The sequence below is a fragment of the Methylomonas sp. 2F7 genome (assembly GCF_057126975.1).
This window is the reverse complement of the sequence record NZ_CP195203.1, coordinates 3106746-3127242: the sequence shown is the minus strand read 5'-3', so window position 1 is coordinate 3127242 and position 20497 is coordinate 3106746. Positions and strand designations below refer to the sequence as shown.

General features: G+C 49.5%; 15 protein-coding genes, 2 tRNA genes and 3 rRNA genes. 14 read left to right on the top strand and 6 right to left on the bottom strand.

The genetic code is table 11. From position 1 onward, the window contains the following. Nucleotides 1–3: 3 nt before the first annotated feature. The 12 genes from ACR64Q_RS13910 (at nucleotide 4) to grxD (ending at nucleotide 12791) form a co-directional block, all read left to right on the top strand. Nucleotides 4–648, top strand: coding sequence for a zinc-ribbon and DUF3426 domain-containing protein (locus ACR64Q_RS13910; protein WP_026601402.1), 645 nt, complete (start codon nucleotides 4–6; stop codon nucleotides 646–648). Nucleotides 649–654: 6 nt separating this feature from the next. After that, a complete protein-coding gene (locus ACR64Q_RS13905) occupies nucleotides 655–1851 on the top strand; it encodes a class I SAM-dependent rRNA methyltransferase (RefSeq protein ID WP_026601401.1) in 1197 nt (398 codons plus the stop codon). A 179-nt stretch (nucleotides 1852–2030) separates the two neighbouring features. Next, entirely contained in the window at nucleotides 2031–2558 is a 528-nt protein-coding gene (locus ACR64Q_RS13900) for a hypothetical protein (protein ID WP_020482562.1), read from the top strand. Nucleotides 2559–2745: 187 nt separating this feature from the next. Next, entirely contained in the window at nucleotides 2746–4347 is a 1602-nt protein-coding gene (xrtD, locus tag ACR64Q_RS13895) for a VPLPA-CTERM-specific exosortase XrtD (protein WP_026601400.1), read from the top strand. 81 nt (nucleotides 4348–4428) lie between these two features. Continuing rightward, nucleotides 4429–5550, top strand: coding sequence for a GDP-mannose 4,6-dehydratase (gene gmd / locus ACR64Q_RS13890; RefSeq protein ID WP_313732171.1), 1122 nt, complete (start codon nucleotides 4429–4431; stop codon nucleotides 5548–5550). Between the two features lie 4 nt (nucleotides 5551–5554). Next, complete coding sequence (gene fcl / locus ACR64Q_RS13885) at nucleotides 5555–6529, top strand: GDP-L-fucose synthase (protein WP_026601398.1); 975 nt, start codon at nucleotides 5555–5557, stop codon at nucleotides 6527–6529. Between the two features lie 457 nt (nucleotides 6530–6986). Next, nucleotides 6987–8520 (top strand): 16S ribosomal RNA (locus tag ACR64Q_RS13880). 60 nt (nucleotides 8521–8580) lie between these two features. Then, nucleotides 8581–8657 (top strand) — tRNA-Ile (locus tag ACR64Q_RS13875). A gap of 118 nt (nucleotides 8658–8775) precedes the next feature. Beyond that, nucleotides 8776–8851: transfer RNA gene (locus ACR64Q_RS13870), tRNA-Ala, on the top strand. 322 nt (nucleotides 8852–9173) lie between these two features. After that, nucleotides 9174–12069: ribosomal RNA gene (locus ACR64Q_RS13865) — 23S ribosomal RNA — on the top strand. Nucleotides 12070–12222: 153 nt separating this feature from the next. Further along, nucleotides 12223–12338, top strand: a 5S ribosomal RNA gene (gene rrf, locus ACR64Q_RS13860). The 16S, 23S and 5S rRNA genes sit together here with 2 tRNA genes alongside, the layout of an rRNA operon. A 132-nt stretch (nucleotides 12339–12470) precedes the next feature. Then, the gene (grxD, locus tag ACR64Q_RS13855) at nucleotides 12471–12791 is read left to right on the top strand and encodes a Grx4 family monothiol glutaredoxin (RefSeq protein WP_313732172.1); all 321 of its coding nucleotides are present in this window, start codon (nucleotides 12471–12473) and stop codon (nucleotides 12789–12791) included. Nucleotides 12792–12914: 123 nt separating this feature from the next. Here the strand turns inward: grxD and rnt are convergent, their stop codons facing one another. After that, nucleotides 12915–13541, bottom strand: a complete 627-nt coding sequence (gene rnt / locus ACR64Q_RS13850; RefSeq protein ID WP_026601396.1) for a ribonuclease T — start codon at nucleotides 13539–13541, stop codon at nucleotides 12915–12917. Nucleotides 13542–13632: 91 nt separating this feature from the next. Between rnt and ACR64Q_RS13845 the strand changes: the two genes are divergently transcribed. Beyond that, a complete protein-coding gene (locus tag ACR64Q_RS13845; protein ID WP_036275677.1) occupies nucleotides 13633–14415 on the top strand; it encodes an MlaA family lipoprotein in 783 nt (260 codons plus the stop codon). Between the two features lie 65 nt (nucleotides 14416–14480). On the opposite strand, the gene mtaB is transcribed toward ACR64Q_RS13845, so the two are convergent. The 5 genes from mtaB to ACR64Q_RS13820 form a co-directional block, all read right to left on the bottom strand. Further along, nucleotides 14481–15767: a tRNA (N(6)-L-threonylcarbamoyladenosine(37)-C(2))-methylthiotransferase MtaB gene (mtaB, locus tag ACR64Q_RS13840; RefSeq protein ID WP_313732173.1), complete on the bottom strand. Its 1287-nt coding sequence runs from the start codon at nucleotides 15765–15767 to the stop codon at nucleotides 14481–14483. A 65-nt stretch (nucleotides 15768–15832) separates the two neighbouring features. Beyond that, nucleotides 15833–17062 (bottom strand): nucleoside recognition domain-containing protein, encoded by a 1230-nt coding sequence (locus ACR64Q_RS13835; RefSeq protein ID WP_313732174.1) that lies wholly within the window; start codon nucleotides 17060–17062, stop codon nucleotides 15833–15835. 16 nt (nucleotides 17063–17078) lie between these two features. Continuing rightward, nucleotides 17079–18437 (bottom strand): adenylosuccinate lyase, encoded by a 1359-nt coding sequence (gene purB / locus ACR64Q_RS13830; RefSeq protein ID WP_026601392.1) that lies wholly within the window; start codon nucleotides 18435–18437, stop codon nucleotides 17079–17081. Nucleotides 18438–18498: 61 nt separating this feature from the next. Beyond that, nucleotides 18499–19593 carry a tRNA 2-thiouridine(34) synthase MnmA gene (gene mnmA, locus ACR64Q_RS13825; RefSeq protein WP_313732175.1) on the bottom strand — a complete coding sequence of 365 codons (1095 nt, stop codon included), beginning with the start codon at nucleotides 19591–19593 and terminating at the stop codon, nucleotides 18499–18501. Next, nucleotides 19590–20045: an NUDIX hydrolase gene (locus ACR64Q_RS13820; RefSeq protein WP_026601390.1), complete on the bottom strand. Its 456-nt coding sequence runs from the start codon at nucleotides 20043–20045 to the stop codon at nucleotides 19590–19592. Before ACR64Q_RS13820 ends, mnmA begins: the two co-directional genes overlap by 4 nt. 125 nt (nucleotides 20046–20170) lie before the next feature. Between ACR64Q_RS13820 and clpS the strand changes: the two genes are divergently transcribed. Next, nucleotides 20171–20494 (top strand): ATP-dependent Clp protease adapter ClpS, encoded by a 324-nt coding sequence (gene clpS / locus ACR64Q_RS13815; RefSeq protein ID WP_020482550.1) that lies wholly within the window; start codon nucleotides 20171–20173, stop codon nucleotides 20492–20494. Nucleotides 20495–20497: the final 3 nt, after the last annotated feature.

Genomic DNA, 20497 nt, shown 5'->3' with positions numbered 1-20497 from the left:
TAGATGTATAGCCGATGTCCGCATTGCGCTAAGCAGCACGAAGTTACCGTCGAGCATTTGCGGCAATCGCGTGGGTTGTTGGATTGTAAGGTATGCGGCAATTCTTTCGATGCGTTGCGATTCCTTAGTGAAGATGAGGATGTGGTGCTAGCGGATGAGTCGCCATATCCGGATGATCAAATTTCAGAAAAGCGGCCGCAGACTCCGGCGGTTTGGTTTGTCGCAACCAACTTGGCGTTGCTGTTATTGCTGGCGCAAATCCTGTATTTCGAGGGCTATCGTTTAACTATGCAGCCGCAGTTCAGGGCGGGTTTGGATAAAGTCTGTGCAGCCTTTGCTTGCCGGTTAGCGACGTATAAAAATATTGAGGAATTCAGCGTTTCGCATAGCGATTTGCGGGTTCAGAGCGATAGCAGCTATTTGTTTAGCGCCGTGCTTAGCAATCAGGCACCATTTGCGCAAGTGGCGCCGGATTTGAAGTTGAGTGTGTTGAATTTTAATGGACAGGTTATTGCAGAGCGGGTGTTTCGCACTACAGAGTACCTGTTAAGACCAACGGGACTAGCCCCAGAGCAGACGGTCGAAATCCGTTTGGCTATTGTGGCGCCTGCCGCGTCAATTGGCGGTTACACCTTTACCTTACTTTAGGGCAATATGAGCTACCCGGAACTGTTTCTGAAAAAAAACGAAGACAAACGCCTGCGGCAAGGGCATTTGTGGGTGTTCAGTAACGAGGTTGATAGCCAGCGCAGCCCATTGGAGCATTTTACGGCCGGCGACCTAGTCCTTGTCCACGATTCCGGCGGTAAGGCTTTGGGCATAGCTTATGTCAATCCTCATGCACTCATTTGCGCGCGCTTGTTGACGCGTAAAACCAATATCAAAATCAGTGAAAGTTTTTTTAAAGCGCGCTTGATTCAAGCTTTGGGTTTACGCGAGCGCTTGTTCGATAGACCCTATTATCGCTTGGTGTTTGGCGAAAGCGATGGCCTACCGGGCTTGGTGGTTGACCGCTTCGGCGCTGTGCTTTCCGTGCAAATTACTACTGCGGGAATGGAGCGGTATAAGGATTTGCTGGTCAAGGTTCTACTTGAGCTGCTGGCGCCAACCGCTATTCTGCTGAAAAACGATAATAGTCAGCGCCAGTTGGAAAGTCTGTCCTTGGAACCGGAACTGGCTCACGGTGAATTGCCTGAGCAGTTAATAATCGAAGAAAACGGCCTACGTTTTATAGTCAATGTCGCAGAGGGCCAGAAAACCGGCTGGTTTTACGATCATCGCAACAGCAGGGCGCAGCTTGCGCAAGCTTGTCATGGTTTAAAGGTGTTGGATTTATTCAGTTATGCTGGCGCCTGGGGTATTCCCGCCGCAGTGGCAGGCGCTGCGGAAGTGTGTTGTGTGGATAGTTCAGAGAGCGCGTTGGCTTTAGCCGCGGCTAGTGCCGAGTTGAATCAGGTGCGGGATAAAATGCAATTCGTGCGCAGTGACGTCTTCGAGTTTTTGAAGCAAGCACGTGAACAGCAGCAGCATTACGACGCGATCATACTGGATCCGCCAGCGCTGATTAAACGCAAAAAGGATTTCAAAGCCGGGTATGAAGCCTATCGACGCTTGAATCATTTGGCGCTACAAGTTTTGTCGAATAATGGTATTTTGGTCTCGGCGTCATGTTCGCATCATTTGAGTAGAGATAATCTGCATGAAATTCTGCGCTCTTCGGCGCGCCACATTGATCGACACCTGGTGTTTTTCGGTGCCGGTAGTCAAGGCCCGGATCATCCGATTCATCCCGCCTTGCCGGAGACCGATTATTTGAAAACCTTTTTTTGTGCAGTATCCAGCCGGCTATAGTCAATCATGGTGGATTCCAAGCCCCAATGCGGTTTGTGCGGTCAGCGGGTGTTGATTCCCGGTTTTGAGCTCAATACTTTGCTGGGCGAAAAAAAATTCTGTTGCGAAGGTTGTCGCAGCATTTTTCAACTGCTCAATAGCGAGCAAATAATAATAACGACTCCAGAGGAGAAAGAAACATGAAAGCCTGCGAATCTTGTGCAGACCGCGTCAATATCGGCTGCCATCATAAACAGATGCCGGTAATATCCAGAGCTATCGGTTTGCTGTTTATCTATTTGCCGATTTTGACCTTGCCGTTTGTGATTACCAGTGCTTATTTGACTTATTTCAGTCTGAAATTGGTCGGTGCGGAAAATGTCAAAAAATGGGGAGATTTTTTACCGGCCAGGGCGAGTCACCGGTATGATTTAAAAAATCAGATTACGATGGACGGATCATTCAAATTCAGCATGGCGCAATCGAAATTATTCTGGATTTTGAATTGCACTTGGTATTGTCCGGTGAGCGTGGGCTTATTCGAATGGCATGCTTACTTGGTGAAGGTGGTGGAAAACTGGTGGTGTCCATTTACCCATGACCGTAAAAACAGCTACACAGACGGTGCTATCGATCAATCTTTTTGGCATATTTACCCTGAAGAAAAAGCTAAATTGAATGAAGAAGACAAAAGAAACCCGATTTTCACTGTCGACCCCGATGCCTAAAGGTATGTTATTTGCCCGTAATGATGTGTCACTTGGCTTTAATAAAGCTCGGGGATAATGGTTAGATTTACCGGTCAGCGCTATTGCGATTGCTCGGGTTAGTAAGTAGGACCAAATTTCCATACCGCGTAACAAATAGTGCCGGTATGGGAGAAATTTAAACATCAATTCTTATTTTCGACACGGAATGAATACAGAGAATACGAAACCGGCCATTGTCTGGTCATTATGGGGTGCGGCTTTATTGCTGCTGTGCGTGGTGTTCAGAGATAGCCTTATCGAAATGGCGACGACATGGACTAACGTCGAAGAATACAGCCACGGCTTTTTCATCCCTGTCATCACCATTTATCTGCTGTGGGCGCGGCGCGGCGAACTGGTTTTGGTCGAAGGATTTAATGCATCGCTGCCCGGGCTTGGCATTATAGGCTTAGGATTGATTCTTTTTATTCTGGGCGGGTTGGCAACCATAAAAACCATGGAGCAGTATGCGTTTCTGGTGGTTTTGACGGGGATGTTTGCCAGTGCTTTTGGTCTACGCGGGTTGCGGGTTGGCGCTATCCCCCTGTTGTTTCTAATTTTCATGGTGCCGTTTCCATCCTTCATACTGAATAACTTGTCTTCAAAGCTGCAATTGATTTCGTCCTGGCTGGGCGTGGAATTCATACGGGCTTGCGACATCATGGTTTACCTGGAAGGGAATGTTATCGATTTGGGCAGCTATAAGTTGCAAGTGGTCGATGCCTGTAGCGGATTGCGTTATTTGTTTCCGTTGGCCAGTTTGGCTTTTCTGTGCGCATATTTGTTTAAAGGCCCTTTCTGGCAGAAATTGCTGATTTTTCTGTCCTCGATGCCGTTGACTATTTTCATGAACAGTTTCCGGATAGGTGTCATCGGGGTCCTGGTCGATAACTGGGGTACGGAGATGGCTGAAGGGTTTCTACATGATTTCGAAGGCTGGGCGGTGTTTTTACTCTGCATGCTGCTGCTATTTATCGAGATGTGGGTGTTTAGCCGAATTAGCGGTAGGAAACTGGCAATGGGCGAACTAGTGCAGATTCCGGAAGAATGGAGCCACACGGCAAGTCGAAATATTGCCGCGATATTGAACAAATCGGTTTTCGCTGTGCTGCTATTGCTTTGTATAGGCGCAGGCGCTTCAGAGGTCTTTAAGGGGCGAGAAGACATCATTCCAGCGCGAAAAGCGTTTTTAACATTTCCGACAACGTTGGGAAGTTGGCAAGGACGGAATGACTATTTAACCCAATTTTATCTAAACGAGTTGAAATTGACGGATTATGTCATTGTCAATTTCGTTCAGCCTGAAACCCGGAACAGCGTTAATTTTTACAGCGCGTATTACCAGTCTCAACGTAAGGGCGCCGTGGTGCATTCGCCACGCAGTTGTATTCCTGGAGATGGTTGGCAGATTAGCAGTTTCGAACAGCGAGAGTTCGCTGATTTGCAACTGGATGGCCAGGCATTGCAGCTTAATCGGGCCATCATCCAAAAAGGCGAAAGCAGGCAATTAGTGTATTTTTGGTTTCAACAGCGCGGCCGGATGATAACCAACGAATATATGGTCAAATGGTATTTATTTTATGATGCCATCACTATGAATCGCACCGACGGGGCGTTGATTCGCTTGGTAACCCCTGTGGACAAGGCGGAAGATATTGTCGTCGCCGACAAACGGCTGCATCTATTTTTAAAAGATTTGTTGCCTGAGTTGCCCTCCTATTTGCCGGGTAAGGTCATTGAGCCCGTTTATTCGGCTTTGCCGGGCTAACCAATCAAGACGTCGGTTTAATTGACCGACGACTTTAAGGCCGTTTTACGTCGAATTGACTCAAAAGAAAAGGAGCTGTAAATGAGTAGAAAAAAAGCATTGATCACTGGCATAACCGGGCAAGACGGATCCTATCTTGCCGAGTTTTTGTTGGAAAAAGACTATGAAGTGCATGGCATCAAACGGCGCTCTTCATTATTTAATACCGAGCGCGTCGATCATATCTATCAAGACCCGCATATCAAAGATCCGCAATTTTTTCTTCATTATGGCGATTTGACGGATAGTTCGAATCTCACCCGTATCCTTAGCGAAATTCGTCCGGATGAAGTCTACAACTTGGGTGCCATGAGCCACGTCGCTGTATCGTTCGAATCTCCCGAATATACCGCAGACGTTGATGCTATGGGTACATTACGGCTTTTGGAAGCCATTCGTTTTCTCGGTATGGAGAAAACTACGCGTTTTTACCAGGCATCAACTTCCGAATTGTACGGTTTGGTCCAGGAAATACCGCAAAAAGAGACTACGCCGTTTTATCCCCGTTCGCCTTATGCGGTAGCCAAACTCTACGCCTATTGGATCACCGTTAATTACCGTGAAGCCTACGGTATGTATGCGTGTAACGGTATTTTGTTCAACCACGAATCGCCGCGCCGAGGCGAAACTTTCGTGACACGTAAGATTACTCGCGGTCTCAGCAACATCGCTATTGGCTTGGACAAATGTCTGTATATGGGCAATATGGATTCGCTCAGGGATTGGGGGCATGCCAAGGATTATGTACGGATGCAATGGATGATGTTGCAGCAAGACCAGCCCGAGGATTTTGTGATAGCCACTGGCGTGCAGTATTCGGTAAGACAATTTATCGAAATGTCGGCTAAAGAATTGGGTGTGTCTATTCGTTGGGAAGGCGTGGGAGTAGACGAAAAGGGTTATATCGATGCTATTGTCGGTGACAAAGCGCCTGGAATGGCGGTTGGTCAAAACATCGTCGCTATCGATCCGCGCTATTTTAGACCGGCCGAAGTGGAAACGCTGTTGGGTGACCCTAGTAATGCTAAGAACAAATTAGGTTGGGTACCGCAAATTACCTTACAGGAAATGGTATCCGAAATGGTGGCTTATGATCTTGAGCAAGCGCAGAAGCATGCTTTGCTGAAAAATCAGGGCTATAACGTGGCGGTCAGTAGGGAGTAACGGTATGCTCGATAAGCAAGATAAAATTTATCTAGCGGGCCATCGAGGTATGGTAGGTTCGGCTATTTATCGGCAATTGATTGAGGCCGGTTATCAAAATATTGTGGTGCGTACGCATGCTGAATTGGATTTGACCGATCAAACGGCTGTGCGGGTCTTCATGGAACAAGAACGTCCGGATCAGGTGATTCTCGCGGCGGCCAAGGTCGGCGGTATTCATGCAAACAATGAATATCCTGCCGAATTTATCTATCAAAATCTGATGATGGAAGCCAATGTGGTTCATCAGACTTGGCGGGTTGGATGCAAGCAACTGCTGTTTTTGGGTAGCTCTTGTATCTATCCGAAATTCGCTGAGCAGCCGATGCGAGAAAGTGCGCTGTTGACAGGCGTTTTAGAGTCGACCAATGAGCCCTATGCAATTTCCAAGATTGCCGGGATTAAGTTGTGTGAGTCATATAACCGGCAGTACGGCGTAGATTATCGGTCGGTGATGCCGACCAATTTGTATGGTGAAAACGATAATTTTCACTTGCAAAATAGCCATGTTATCCCGGCATTAATCAGAAAGTTTCATGATGCCAAGATTAGTAATTCTCCGACTGTCACCGTGTGGGGAACCGGCAAGGCTATGCGCGAATTTTTGCACGTCGAGGATATGGCGGCTGCTTGTCTGCACGTGATGGCCTTGGGCAAAGAGCAATATCAATCTTGCACTGAACCCATGCTGTCGCATTTGAATGTTGGAACGGGCGATGATGTAACTGTTCGCGAATTGGCTGAAACGGTCAAAGCTGTTGTTAGTTATCAAGGTCAAATTAGCTGGGACAGTACCAAGCCGGATGGTACTCCGCGAAAACTGATGGATGTCTCAAAGCTTAAATCTTTGGGTTGGCAACCAAAGATACCACTGAAAAAAGGTTTGGAGCTTACCTATCAATGGTTTATAGAGCATCAAGGCCAGTTTAAGGCAGAATAGTCTTGCCCAAATCCCTGCGCCGGCCACGCATGTTTATCAGGTAGGCAAAAGAAAATTTGCGCGGATAGAAATAATATCTTGACGCGGGGTGTATGGGTGATTAAAATGCGCGGCTCTTCACTGCTTTAGCTTTTTGGGTTTGGCGGTGAAGGAGTCGGCTGGGTTCGGCGGGTTTAAGGTTGTGAGTGGCGGGTTTGTTTTGAGTGTTTCGGTTTTTTGAAATGATCTAAAAATAAATTTGACAGGAACTGAAAACGCTGTAGAATATGTCGGCTCAACAGGGCGAAATGCTCTGGCTCTTTAACAAACGAAATCGAAATAATTTGTGTGGGTATGTGTAGCGACTATGTGCTGTTTAAAAATAGTCGACACAGAAACCACGTCAATTCGCAAGAAAAGATGTTCTGTAGTCGAGCCAAGATTGGTCACTAATCTTATTTAGAGACAAGTTAAAATTAAACTGAAGAGTTTGATCATGGCTCAGATTGAACGCTGGCGGTATGCTTAACACATGCAAGTCGAACGGTAGCAGGCCTTCGGGCGCTGACGAGTGGCGGACGGGTGAGTAATGCATAGGAATCTGCCTATTAGTGGGGGACAACGTGGGGAAACTCACGCTAATACCGCATACGCCCTACGGGGGAAAGCTGGGGATCTTCGGACCTGGCGCTAATAGATGAGCCTATGTTGGATTAGCTAGTTGGTAGGGTAAAGGCCTACCAAGGCGACGATCCATAGCTGGTCTGAGAGGATGATCAGCCACACTGGGACTGAGACACGGCCCAGACTCCTACGGGAGGCAGCAGTGGGGAATATTGGACAATGGGCGAAAGCCTGATCCAGCAATACCGCGTGTGTGAAGAAGGCCTGAGGGTTGTAAAGCACTTTCAATAGGAAGGAATACCTGCCGGTTAATACCCGGTAGACTGACATTACCTATACAAGAAGCACCGGCTAACTCCGTGCCAGCAGCCGCGGTAATACGGAGGGTGCAAGCGTTAATCGGAATTACTGGGCGTAAAGCGTGCGTAGGCGGTTGTTTAAGTCAGATGTGAAAGCCCTGGGCTTAACCTGGGAACTGCATTTGATACTGGGCAACTAGAGTTTAGTAGAGGGGAGTGGAATTTCAGGTGTAGCGGTGAAATGCGTAGAGATCTGAAGGAACACCAGTGGCGAAGGCGGCTCCCTGGACTAAAACTGACGCTGAGGTACGAAAGCGTGGGTAGCAAACAGGATTAGATACCCTGGTAGTCCACGCCGTAAACGATGTCAACTAACTGTTGGGTTCTTAAAGAACTTAGTAGTGGAGCTAACGTATTAAGTTGACCGCCTGGGGAGTACGGCCGCAAGGCTAAAACTCAAATGAATTGACGGGGGCCCGCACAAGCGGTGGAGCATGTGGTTTAATTCGATGCAACGCGAAGAACCTTACCTACCCTTGACATCCAGAGAATCTGTTAGAGATAGCGGAGTGCCTTCGGGAACTCTGAGACAGGTGCTGCATGGCTGTCGTCAGCTCGTGTTGTGAAATGTTGGGTTAAGTCCCGTAACGAGCGCAACCCTTATCCTTAGTTGCCAGCGGGTCATGCCGGGAACTCTAGGGAGACTGCCGGTGATAAACCGGAGGAAGGTGGGGACGACGTCAAGTCATCATGGCCCTTATGGGTAGGGCTACACACGTGCTACAATGGCCGGTACAGAGGGCTGCGAACTCGCGAGAGTAAGCGAATCCCAAAAAGCCGGTCCCAGTCCGGATCGCAGTCTGCAACTCGACTGCGTGAAGTCGGAATCGCTAGTAATCGCGGATCAGAATGCCGCGGTGAATACGTTCCCGGGCCTTGTACACACCGCCCGTCACACCATGGGAGTGGGTTGCAAAAGAAGTAGGTAGTTTAACCTTCGGGAGGGCGCTTACCACTTTGTGATTCATGACTGGGGTGAAGTCGTAACAAGGTAGCCCTAGGGGAACCTGGGGCTGGATCACCTCCTTACAAAGACGGCACACCGTTACACGTACTCACAACAAATTATTTCGATTGAAAGACGCACCTGGGTCTGTAGCTCAGTTGGTTAGAGCGCACCCCTGATAAGGGTGAGGTCGGAGGTTCAACTCCTCCCAGACCCACCAACGCATAAAAGGCGAAAGCAATAAGGCGGAAAACGATCAGACAACACTCCTGGTTAGAAATAGGTAGGGTTGTGCATAGTTGGGTTTCGGCTTGAGTCTTGGTCTTTAGTCTGTTTTAGGGGCCATAGCTCAGCTGGGAGAGCGCCTGCCTTGCACGCAGGAGGTCGGGAGTTCGATCCTCCCTGGCTCCACCATCACGCTGAACGCTGAGGGTAAACCAGTACGTCACCAGTAGATAGTCGATGTTAGAACATCAGCGCTATGAGGTTTTATCGTAATCAAGAGATAAAGACTTTATAGCATTGGTATTCGTACCGATAGCTCTTTAACAATATGGAAATCTGTAACTATAGTAATGATCAGCAATGATCAAAACTAAAACGAGTTGCGGTTTGAATAAAGTCATTCTCGAAGGAGAAAGGCGGAAAGCAAACAGCATGTCGTTCTCAAGCAGAAAAAATCAGCGAAAATGTCAGCTGACAGTATAACCAAAGTACAGACGTATTCGGGTTATATGGTCAAGTGAATAAGCGCATACGGTGAATGCCTAGGCAGTAAGAGGCGATGAAGGACGTTGTAGCATGCGAAAAGCTTTGGGGAGCCTGCAAACCGGCTGTGATCCAGAGATGTCCGAATGGGGAAACCCGGCGTGCATCAGCACGTCATCTTTGAGTGAATACATAGCTCACTGAAGCGAACCCGGAGAACTGAAACATCTAAGTACCCGGAGGAAAAGAAATCAACCGAGATTCCCTAAGTAGTGGCGAGCGAACGGGGACTAGCCCTTAAGCTAGGATAAGGTTAGTGGAACGGTCTGGAAAGTCCGGCGATACAGGGTGATAGCCCCGTACACGAAAACCTTTTTTTAGTGAAATCGAGTAGGTCGGAGCACGTGAAACTTTGACTGAATATGGGGGGACCATCCTCCAAGGCTAAATACTCCTTACTGACCGATAGTGAACTAGTACCGTGAGGGAAAGGCGAAAAGAACCGCGGAGAGCGGAGTGAAATAGAACCTGAAACCGTATGCGTACAAGCAGTGGGAGCCCCTTCGTGGGGTGACTGCGTACCTTTTGTATAATGGGTCAGCGACTTACATTTTGTGGCAAGCTTAACCGAATAGGGGAGGCGTAGCGAAAGCGAGTCTTAATAGGGCGTTTAGTCGCAAGGTGTAGACCCGAAACCGGGCGATCTATCCATGGCCAGGCTGAAGGTTGGGTAATACTAACTGGAGGGCCGAACCCACGTCTGTTGAAAAAGACGGGGATGAGCTGTGGATCGGAGTGAAAGGCTAATCAAGCTCGGAGATAGCTGGTTCTCCTCGAAAGCTATTTAGGTAGCGCCTCGTGTATCACTGCTGGGGGTAGAGCACTGTTTCGGCTAGGGGGTCATCCCGACTTACCAACCCGATGCAAACTCCGAATACCAGCAAGTGCAAGCACGGGAGACACACGGCGGGTGATAAGGTCCGTCGTGAAAAGGGAAACAGCCCAGACCGTCAGCTAAGGTCCCCAAATCTATGCTCAGTGGGAAACGATGTGGAAAGGCACAGACAGCCAGGAGGTTGGCTTAGAAGCAGCCATCCTTTAAAGAAAGCGTAATAGCTCACTGGTCGAGTCGGTCTGCGCGGAAGATTTACCGGGGCTAAGCATAGTACCGAAGCTACGGATTTACGCGTTAAGCGTGAGTGGTAGAGGAGCGTTCCGTACGCCTGCGAAGGTTCATTGAGAAGTGGGCTGGAGGTATCGGAAGTGCGAATGCTGACATAAGTAACGATAAAGGGGGTGAAAAACCCCCTCGCCGAAAACCCAAGGTTTCCTGCGCAACGTTAATCGACGCAGGGTTAGTCGGCACCTAAGGCGAGGCTGAAAAGCGTAGTCGATGGAAAACAGGTTAATATTCCTGTACCAGTAGTAACTGCGATGGGGTGACGGAGAAGGCTATATCAGCTGTCGGTTGGAAGTGGCAGTTTAAGCAGGTAGGCATGCATCTTAGGCAAATCCGGGGTGCTTTATGCCGAGACGTGATGACGAGCGGTTCGAAAGAACAGCGAAGTGATAGATGCCCTGCTTCCAGGAAAAACCTCTAAGCTTCAGGTTACTAGTGGCCGTACCCTAAACCGACACAGGTGGGTGGGATGAAAATTCTAAGGCGCTTGAGAGAACCCAGGTGAAGGAACTAGGCAAAATGATACCGTAACTTCGGGAGAAGGTATGCCCTCATTACGTGAAGGTCCTCGCGACTGGAGCGGAAGGGGGTTGCAAAAAATCGGTGGCTGCGACTGTTTAGCAAAAACATAGCACTCTGCAAACACGAAAGTGGACGTATAGGGTGTGACGCCTGCCCGGTGCTGGAAGGTTAATTGATGGGGTTATCTTCGGAGAAGCTCTTGATCGAAGCCCCAGTAAACGGCGGCCGTAACTATAACGGTCCTAAGGTAGCGAAATTCCTTGTCGGGTAAGTTCCGACCTGCACGAATGGCGTAACGATGGCCACACTGTCTCCACCTGGGACTCAGTGAAATTGAAATCGCTGTGAAGATGCAGTGTACCCGCGGCTAGACGGAAAGACCCCGTGCACCTTTACTATAGCTTGACACTGGACTTTGAACCTACTTGTGTAGGATAGGTGGGAGGCTTTGAAGCGGGAACGCCAGTTCTCGTGGAGCCAACCTTGAAATACCACCCTGGTATGTTTGGAGTTCTAACCTCGACCCGTTATCCGGGTTAGGGACAGTGTCTGGTGGGTAGTTTGACTGGGGCGGTCTCCTCCTAAAGAGTAACGGAGGAGCACGAAGGTACCCTCAGCCTGGTCGGAAATCAGGCAATGAGTGCAAAGGCATAAGGGTGCTTGACTGCGAGACGGACAAGTCGAGCAGGTACGAAAGTAGGTCTTAGTGATCCGGTGGTTCTGTATGGAAGGGCCATCGCTCAACGGATAAAAGGTACGCCGGGGATAACAGGCTGATACCGCCCAAGAGTTCATATCGACGGCGGTGTTTGGCACCTCGATGTCGGCTCATCACATCCTGGGGCTGAAGCAGGTCCCAAGGGTATGGCTGTTCGCCATTTAAAGTGGTACGCGAGCTGGGTTCAGAACGTCGTGAGACAGTTCGGTCCCTATCTGCCGTGGGCGTTTGAGATTTGAGGGAAGCTGCTCCTAGTACGAGAGGACCGGAGTGGACGAACCTCTGGTGTTCCGGTTGTCATGCCAATGGCATTGCCGGGTAGCCACGTTCGGACAGGATAACCGCTGAAAGCATCTAAGCGGGAAGCCCCTCCCAAGATGAGATCTCACTGGGACTTTAAGTCCCCTGAAGGGCCGTCGGAGACTACGACGTTGATAGGCACGGTGTGGAAGCGCAGTAATGTGTGAAGCTAACGTGTACTAATTGCCCGTGAGGCTTGACCATATAACACCCAATGCGTTTGGGTAAAGTCAAAAGACAACAGTAGCTGAACACGCAAGAGAACGACAAACTCAATACAGATTTCCATGAAAGCAGGTCAAAGCGAAACGCTTAAAACCTGCGCATGACGGCTGCAACAACAGCCTAACCAGTTTGCTTGGTGAACATAGCAAGCGTGAACCACCCGATCCCATCCCGAACTCGGAAGTGAAACCGCTTAGCGCCGATGATAGTGTGGCAGGTTGCCATGTGAAAGTAGGTCATCGCCAAGCGCCTATCCCAAAAGCCCTGCTAGTAATAGCAGGGCTTTTTTTTGTATCAAAATCCCATTCAGATAATCACGCTTCAATTTTGCAGTAGTGGTTGTTAGAATCCCATCTCATCAATGTCTAGCGAGAAAAATCATGAGTGCAATAGACCGAATCCAAGCTCAATTAGCCAGTCATCCCGTAGTCTTGTACATGAAAGGCACCCCTGATTTCCCCCAATGCGGGTTTTCCAGCCGGGTGGTGCAAGCCTTGGAAGCCTGCAACGCTGACTACGCCCACATCAACATCTTCGAAGATCCTGAAGTGCGTGAAGCCCTCAAAGAATACTCGCACTGGCCCACCTATCCCCAACTCTACATCAACGGCGAATTAGTCGGTGGTTGCGACATCGTTATTGACCTGTTTAATAAAGGTGAACTGAATAATATGCTGGCTAGTATTGGCTCGAAACCTTAGTCTAAAAGAACATCCCAGATACCTACACTAGCGATCCTATTCCTCTGGGTCGCAATGAGCTTTCTGCCGATACTTAACAATATGTTTGACTGTAATGTGTTCTAAGTCGCTAATTGAGTAGATTTATGTCGCTTCGTACTCGCTTAATTTTTTCCACCGGTTGATAATCAGGCAAAACAATTCTGCGGTTTGTTCGGCATCGTAGAGTGCTGAATGTGCTTTCTCGTTATCCCAGATAATCCCGGCGGCTTGAGCAATTTTTGCTAAAACTGTTTGGCCGTACATTAGTCCACCTAGTGTGGCAGTGTCGAAGCTACTAAATGGATGAAACGGGCTTCGTTTGTAGTTGGTTCGTTCGATAGCGGCGTTCAAAAAGTTGATATCGAAAGCTGGGTTGTGACCAACCAAAATGGCCCGCTTGCATTCATTACGTTTTACCGCGGCTTTGATAGGGGTAAACAGCTTGGTAAGTGCATCCTTCTCTTCTATAGCCATGCGGAAAGGATGATATGGGTCGATGCCGGTAAATTTGAGTGCAGCATCATCCAACTCGGAATTTTTGAAAGGAATAATATTGCAATGATGTTTTTCGGTGATATGTAACCAACCATCGGTGTCTGGTTCGACTATCACGGCGGCGATTTCCAATAGTGGGTTTTTTTTCGAATTAAAGCCAGCGGTCTCTATATCGACAATAACAGGAAGGTAACCTCTGAAACGGTTGCCTAACGGATTTAGGTTTATTTCCATTGAGTTGTGGTTGGCTAGAAAAGTCGGTTGTGCGTTATGTTACGTGAGTTTTGGATAGGTATAAACAATATTCAATTGGAGAGGTGAAGTTATGCTAGACGGGAAAAAAAGTTGGGTTATCTTAGGGTTACTGACTGTATTAAGCGGCTGTGCCACAACCCGCGGTGTTGATCCTAAAGATCCATGGGAGGGCTGGAATAGAGGAGTGCAATCGTTTAATGACGGTGTGGACGATTATGTCATGAAACCGGTTGCGAAAGGCTACGATTGGGTTATGCCTGATTTTGCGGACCAAGCCGTTACTAATTTTTTCAGCAATGTCGATGACATAGGTGTTTGTACCAACGATGTTTTACAGGGAAAACTACTGCAATCGGGTCAGGACGGTGCGCGTTTCTTGGTGAACAGCACAATCGGTGTTGCCGGTCTTATAGATGTTGGGACGATGATCGATTTGCCGAAGCATAATGAAGACTTTGATCAAACCTTAGGCTATTGGGGAATACCTACCGGTCCTTACTTGGTGCTACCGTTTTTCGGACCTAGTTCGCCGCGTGGTGTGTTCGGATTGGTTGGCGATGCCGCGATGAATCCGTTTACTTATGCCGGTATCTATATAAATCCAAATTGGATTGGCGCGGCTGTTTCAATTGGACCTGGCGCATTGAAAGTCATCGATGCACGTTCAGATTTATTGGGCATGGAAAAAGTCGCCACCGAAGCAGCACTGGATCGTTACGAGTTTTTCAAAAACGCCTATCTTTCCAGACGTAATTATCTAATTCATGATGGTAAGGTTCCGGACGAAGATGTCTTGAAATTCGATGAAATGCAGGGCGGCGGGCGAGGGCCGCTTGATCCGAATCCGTATTGATTTAAACTGTCCGCTCTTATGGGAAAAAGCCGCCAAGCAAACAGCTTTGCGGCTTTTTTATGGCGTCAAGTCAAACGTACCAGCACGAAATCCTGTTTAGCTTCGATTAATTCTCCCGCCACCATCCTATTTTCCAGAATGAAGCCAGGTACTACGTCGCACGCTACCCTTAGATAATTCGGCGTGTAACCGAAATGGCGGATAGTGCCATTACTCTGCGCCTCTTTTTGCCCTTCCCATAAAATATTGGCCTGCTCGCCGAGGTTTTCGGCAATGAACCTGCGCTTCATTGTGGCGGCTAATTCATGCAATTGCTTGCTGCGCTGTTTCTTAGTGTTCTGATCGATTTGATCCGGCAAGCCCGCGGCTTTGGTACCTTCGCGAGGCGAATAGCTAAAAATGTGAATATGACCAAACCCCAGGCTTTTGATGTAATCAAAACTTTCCTGCCATTCCAATTCGGTTTCGCCGGGAAAGCCGACTATGATGTCGGTAGTGATATTGAAATGCGTGATCGTCGCGCGGGCCAGTTTAACGATCTGGCCGAATTCCTCCGTTTTACAGCGTCTGGCCATGCGTCTTAAGACGCTGTCGCTGCCGCTTTGTAATGGCAGATGTAGGTGAGGCATCAGTCTTGGATTTTTGAACAGTTCGAAAAAACCGTTTGGCAGCTCCCAAGGTTCCAAAGAACCCATGCGCAAGCGAGGAATCTCAGTCTTATTTAGAATTTCGGTGATCAATTCGACCAGATTGCTGTTGATGTCACTGCCGTAACCGCCTAAATGCACACCGGTGATGATGATTTCCTGTATACCTTGAGCGTGCAACTCGTTAATCTCGTCAATGACCGCTTGAATGGACCGGCTGCTTTCTTCGCCGCGAGCAACGGTGACGATGCAGAAGGTGCAGCGGTAGCGGCAGCCGTCCTGGACCTTGACGAAGGCGCGCTGACGGCCACGGCTGAACAAAGACACTTCGCCGGGTTCGGTCGACATGGCCGGCATGCTGTCCAGATTCAGCTCGGCCAGGGTTTTTTCCACCAGCTGGTTTTTATCCTGGTTGCCGACGATCAAGTCCACGCCCATTAATTGCGCGGCTTCTGTTTCGTTCAGGGTCGCGTAACAGCCGCTGACCACTAGTTTGGCTTGCGGATTGTCACGGTGGATGCGGCGTATCATTTGCTTGGATTTTTTCACCGCATCTTGCGTGACCGCGCAGGAATTGATAATGACCAATTGTGCGTCATTCAGATTGCGAGTAATACCGTGGCCTTTGGCCTGAAACGCCTGTGCCCAAGTTTCCAATTCAGCTTCATTCAGGCGGCAGCCAAGGGTTTTTAAATGTATTTGCATGTCTGTATCCAAAAAACGTAGGGGCGAATTTACTTGTACCCTTTAGGGTTTTCGCCCTGTCGGCCTTAGCCGAAAAACCAATAAGTCACAAAAATAGCGGTAAGGATGCCGCCGAAGTCGGCAATGATGCCGCAGGCTGCGGCATGACGTATCTGCTTGATGTTCACAGCGCCGAAATAAACCGCCAATACATAAAACGTCGTCTCGGTGCTGCCTTGCACCACTGATGCCAGCCGGCCGGCGAATGAGTCGGCGCCGTTAGTCTGCATGGTGTCTATCATCATCGCCCGCGCCCCGCTGCCGCTGAACGGCTTCATCAAAGCGGTCGGCAGGCCGTCGATGAAGCGGTTGTCGATGCCGGCATAGTTGACCAACAGCCTTACGCCATCGGTAATCAATTCCAACGAGCCGCTGGCCCGGAATACGCCGAAAGCCACCAGCATCGCCACCAGATAGGGAATGATGGTGATCGCGGTCTGAAAACCCTGTTTGGCGCCTTCGACGAATAACTCATAAGCATTCAGCTGTTTGTAAGCGGCGGCAGCGATGAAGGAAATCACCAGACTGAACAGAATCACGTGACTGACCAAGGCCGATTGCTGCAACATTTCCGCCTGATCCAATCGGGCGAAATAAGCCAGAATGCCGACGACCAGCGCGGTGATGCCGCCCAGATAAGCCAATACCACCTTGTCCAGCAGATTGATCTTCTGCACGGCAGCGACCGCCAACAAGCCGGTAAACGTCGACATATAGGTTGCAATCAATATCGGGATGAACACGTCGGTTGGGTTCGCCGCGCCGAGCTGTGCTCGATAAGCGAAGATCGTCACCGGAAACAGCGTCACCGACGCAGTGTTGATCACCAGAAACAAGATTTGCGCATCGGTGGCCCGCTCGGGATGCGGATTCAATGTCTGCATTTCCTGCATCGCCTTGATGCCCATCGGCGTCGCCGCGTTGTCTAGCCCCAGCATGTTGGCGGCGATGTTCATCACCATCGCACCGAGCGCCGGATGATCCTTCGGGATCTCCGGCATCAGCCGGCTGAATAATGGATTGAGAGCCTTGGTCAACAAATCGATGAAGCCGCTATGCTCGCCGATTTTCATGATGCCCAGCCACAAGGCCAGCACGCCGCTCAGTCCCAGCGAAATCTCGAACGCGGTCTTAGCCAGGCTGAACATCGCATTCATCAAGTCGGAAAACACCTTGGTGTCGCCCAGCACCAGCAGCTTGAAGGCGGCGGTGGCGAATGCGCTCAGGAAGAAGAATATCCAGATGAAGTTCAGCAACTACCTGTCCTGAGGGTTAGCCGATTTTCTTGGCTAAATCTGCCGCGTAACCGGTGTAGCTGTGCGGTGTGAGTGCAAGCAGTTCGGCTTTGGCTTGGGTTGGAATCTCCAGTTTCTCGACGAAAGCGCGCATGCCCTCGCCGGTGACACGATTGCCGCGGGTCAATTCTTTTAATTTTTCGTAAGGCTTTTCGATCCCGTAACGGCGCATTACGGTCTGGATTGGTTCCGCCAGTACTTCCCAGTTCTGATCCAGATCCTGGTCGATCAAAGCAGGGTTGATTTCCAGTTTGGAAATGCCTTTCAAGGTCGACTGGATGGCGATGCTGGTGTGGGCGATGCCGACGCCGATGTTGCGCAACACGGTGGAATCGGTCAAATCCCGCTGCCAGCGCGATACCGGCAGTTTGTCGGCCAGGAAGCCGAAAATCGCATTGGCTAATCCCAGATTGCCTTCGGAATTTTCGAAGTCGATCGGGTTGACCTTGTGTGGCATCGTCGAGGAACCTACTTCGCCGGCCACGGTTTTTTGTTTGAAATAACCCAGCGAGATATAGCCCCAGACGTCGCGGTCGAAATCCAACAGGATAGTGTTGAAGCGCGACAGGGCGTGGAAAAACTCGGCCATGTAATCATGAGGTTCAATCTGTATCGTGTAAGGGTTGAAGGCCAAACCTAGCGACTCAACGAAGTTTTGCGAGAATTGCGCCCAATCAACATCCGGATAGGCGACGCTGTGCGCATTGTAATTGCCGACCGCACCGTTGATCTTGCCCAGTAGCTCTACCTTGGCCAATTGCTCGCGCTGGCGTTGTATGCGGGCGACGACGTTAGCGAATTCCTTGCCGACCGTGGTCGGTGTTGCCGATTGGCCGTGAGTGCGAGACAGCATAGGCTGATCGGCGCTAGCCAAAGCCAGTTTTTTGATGGCGTCTATGGTGGCGTCTATTTCGGCCAGAATCAGGCTGCGGCCTTCCTTCAACATTAAGGCGTAAGACAGATTGTTAATGTCTTCCGAGGTGCAGGCGAAGTGGATGAACTCGTTGACGGCATGCAGTTCGGCGTTACCTTTGATCTTTTCTTTCAGAAAATACTCGACCGCCTTGACGTCATGGTTGGTGGTCTTCTCGATGTCTTTTACGGCTTGGGCGTCGGCTTCGGAGAAATTGCTGACGATGCCGTTCAATACCGCAATTGCATCGGCCGACAAAGCCGGTACTTCGACGATCTTGGCTTCCGCGGCCAACGCTTGCAGCCAGCGTACTTCTACTTTTACGCGATAGCGGATCAAACCGTATTCGCTGAAAATGGGGCGCAAAGCGTCAACTTTGCCGGCATAGCGGCCGTCGATGGGGGAGATGGCAGTGAGTGTCATGATGGTTTCCTGTCTTAAGTATGGGATGGACTTAATTTTATTCAGCCCATCCGGCATGGAGTTATCGGTTGTATTTGGATTCGATGATGCCACCACCCAAGCAAATTTCGCCGGCATAAAATACGACGGACTGGCCTGGCGTTATTGCACGTTGCGGTTCGTCGAAGCGGACTTTGACGCGGATGCCGCCGGTTATGGGTTCGACGACGCAATCCTGATCGGGCTGGCGGTAACGTGTCTTGGCAGCGCAACGTAGCGGTTCGGTCAAGGGTTGGTTGCTACACCAGTCCAATTGTCCGGCTTCCAGCATGTTGTGCAGCATCAAGGGATGGTCGTGGCCTTGGCCGACGATCAGCACGTTGTTGTCCAGGTCTTTTTCCAGCACGAACCAGGGTTCGTCCGGGGCATCTTTGACGCCGCCTATACCCAAGCCTTGGCGTTGGCCGAGGGTGTAGTACATCAGACCGTGGTGTTTGCCGATATATTGGCCTTCGGGGGTGCGCATTTCGCCGGGTTGGTGGGGCAGGTAGCGTTGCAGAAATTCCTTGAACTTGCGTTCGCCTATAAAGCAGATGCCAGTGCTGTCTTTCTTGCGACTGTTGGCAAAACCGGCCTTATCGGCCAGCGCGCGAATTTCCGGTTTGTGCAGGTGGCCGATCGGGAACAGGGTTCGAGATAAAGCTTTCTGGCCCATCGCATATAAAAAATAGCTTTGCTCCTTGTTGGGGTCTAAGCCTTTTAATAATCTAAATTCGCCGTTGTGCTGATCGACGCGGGCATAGTGGCCGGTGGCGATGTATTCGGCGCCCAGATCTTCGGTGGCATAGTCCAAAAAGGCTTTAAATTTGACGTGTTTGTTACAAAGGATGTCGGGATTGGGGGTCCGACCGGCTTTAAACTCCGACAAGAATACTTCGAACACGTCGTCCCAGTATTCGGCGGCAAAGTTGACAGTCTTCAGCTCTATGCCCAGTTTGTCGCAAACCTGCTGTGCGTCGGTCAGGTCTTCCATTGCCGTGCAATATTCGGTGCCGTCGTCTTCTTCCCAATTTTTCATGAACAAACCGGTGACCTTATGGCCTTGTTCTTGCAGGATTAATGCAGTGACGGACGAGTCGACGCCGCCGGACATGCCGACGATGATGTGTTTACTCATTCTAAATCGATAAAAGACTGTAAGATGGTAAGCGGGTAACGGTGACCTTTCAGGTATTCGTCCACAGTGGTTAAAACCAAAGGGCTGCGCAATTGTTGGCGTTTTGCGTAAATTTCATTGCGGCTTAACCAGTGAGTGTCGATAATGCCGTCATCGAGAGGTTGTTCTGTGTTGTGGTTGTTGACCGTGCCGGAAAAACAGAAGCGAACAAAACTGGGCATATGTGGATTTCTGCGCCATAGTTGTGTGGCGATTAATGCCTCCGGTTCAAATTGCCAAGCTGTTTCCTCGCAAACTTCGCGTTTGACGGCACTGATTAAATCTTCACCTTCTTCCAAATGACCTGCGGGTTGATTGAACGCAAGGCCTCGTGCCGTTGTCTCTTCAACCAGCAGAAAGCGACCGTCTTTTTCAATCACGGCGGCGACGGTGACGTGAGGTTTCCAAACCATGATGTAGATAGAAAACGGTAAAAGGCGCGCATTTTACTCGAAATGTTTTTTATATGCCCAAAGATTGAAATTTAATGTTGAAGACGCTATTTTTAAGACCACAATGATTCACAGCACCAAAGCTTATGTCAGATTTTGAACCCTTGAAAGATGGCGACGGTAACACCGCGCTGCAAGAAGCCAAGCCGCAGCTGAAAAGACCGCCACTGTATAAGGTTATGTTGCTTAACGACGACTTTACGCCGATGGATTTTGTCGTCGAAATATTGACTGATTTTTTTAACATGAGCCAAGAGAAAGCCACTCAGGTGATGTTACAAGTGCATACACAGGGCGTCGGTGTTTGCGGTACCTATACTAAAGACGTTGCTGAAACGAAAGTACATATTGTTAATGAATATTCCCGCGAGCATCATCACCCGCTGATGTGCACGATGGAAGAGGCGTGAGGG

Coding starts and splice junctions, on each gene's coding strand:
- ACR64Q_RS13910 (WP_026601402.1), top strand. CDS start 4: ATGTATAGCCGATGTCCGCATTGCGCTAAGCAGCACGAAGTTACCGTC.
- ACR64Q_RS13905 (WP_026601401.1), top strand. CDS start 655: ATGAGCTACCCGGAACTGTTTCTGAAAAAAAACGAAGACAAACGCCTG.
- ACR64Q_RS13900 (WP_020482562.1), top strand. CDS start 2,031: ATGAAAGCCTGCGAATCTTGTGCAGACCGCGTCAATATCGGCTGCCAT.
- xrtD (WP_026601400.1), top strand. CDS start 2,746: ATGAATACAGAGAATACGAAACCGGCCATTGTCTGGTCATTATGGGGT.
- gmd (WP_313732171.1), top strand. CDS start 4,429: ATGAGTAGAAAAAAAGCATTGATCACTGGCATAACCGGGCAAGACGGA.
- fcl (WP_026601398.1), top strand. CDS start 5,555: ATGCTCGATAAGCAAGATAAAATTTATCTAGCGGGCCATCGAGGTATG.
- grxD (WP_313732172.1), top strand. CDS start 12,471: ATGAGTGCAATAGACCGAATCCAAGCTCAATTAGCCAGTCATCCCGTA.
- rnt (WP_026601396.1), bottom strand. CDS start 13,541: ATGGAAATAAACCTAAATCCGTTAGGCAACCGTTTCAGAGGTTACCTT.
- ACR64Q_RS13845 (WP_036275677.1), top strand. CDS start 13,633: ATGCTAGACGGGAAAAAAAGTTGGGTTATCTTAGGGTTACTGACTGTA.
- mtaB (WP_313732173.1), bottom strand. CDS start 15,767: ATGCAAATACATTTAAAAACCCTTGGCTGCCGCCTGAATGAAGCTGAA.
- purB (WP_026601392.1), bottom strand. CDS start 18,437: ATGACACTCACTGCCATCTCCCCCATCGACGGCCGCTATGCCGGCAAA.
- mnmA (WP_313732175.1), bottom strand. CDS start 19,593: ATGAGTAAACACATCATCGTCGGCATGTCCGGCGGCGTCGACTCGTCC.
- ACR64Q_RS13820 (WP_026601390.1), bottom strand. CDS start 20,045: ATGGTTTGGAAACCTCACGTCACCGTCGCCGCCGTGATTGAAAAAGAC.
- clpS (WP_020482550.1), top strand. CDS start 20,171: ATGTCAGATTTTGAACCCTTGAAAGATGGCGACGGTAACACCGCGCTG.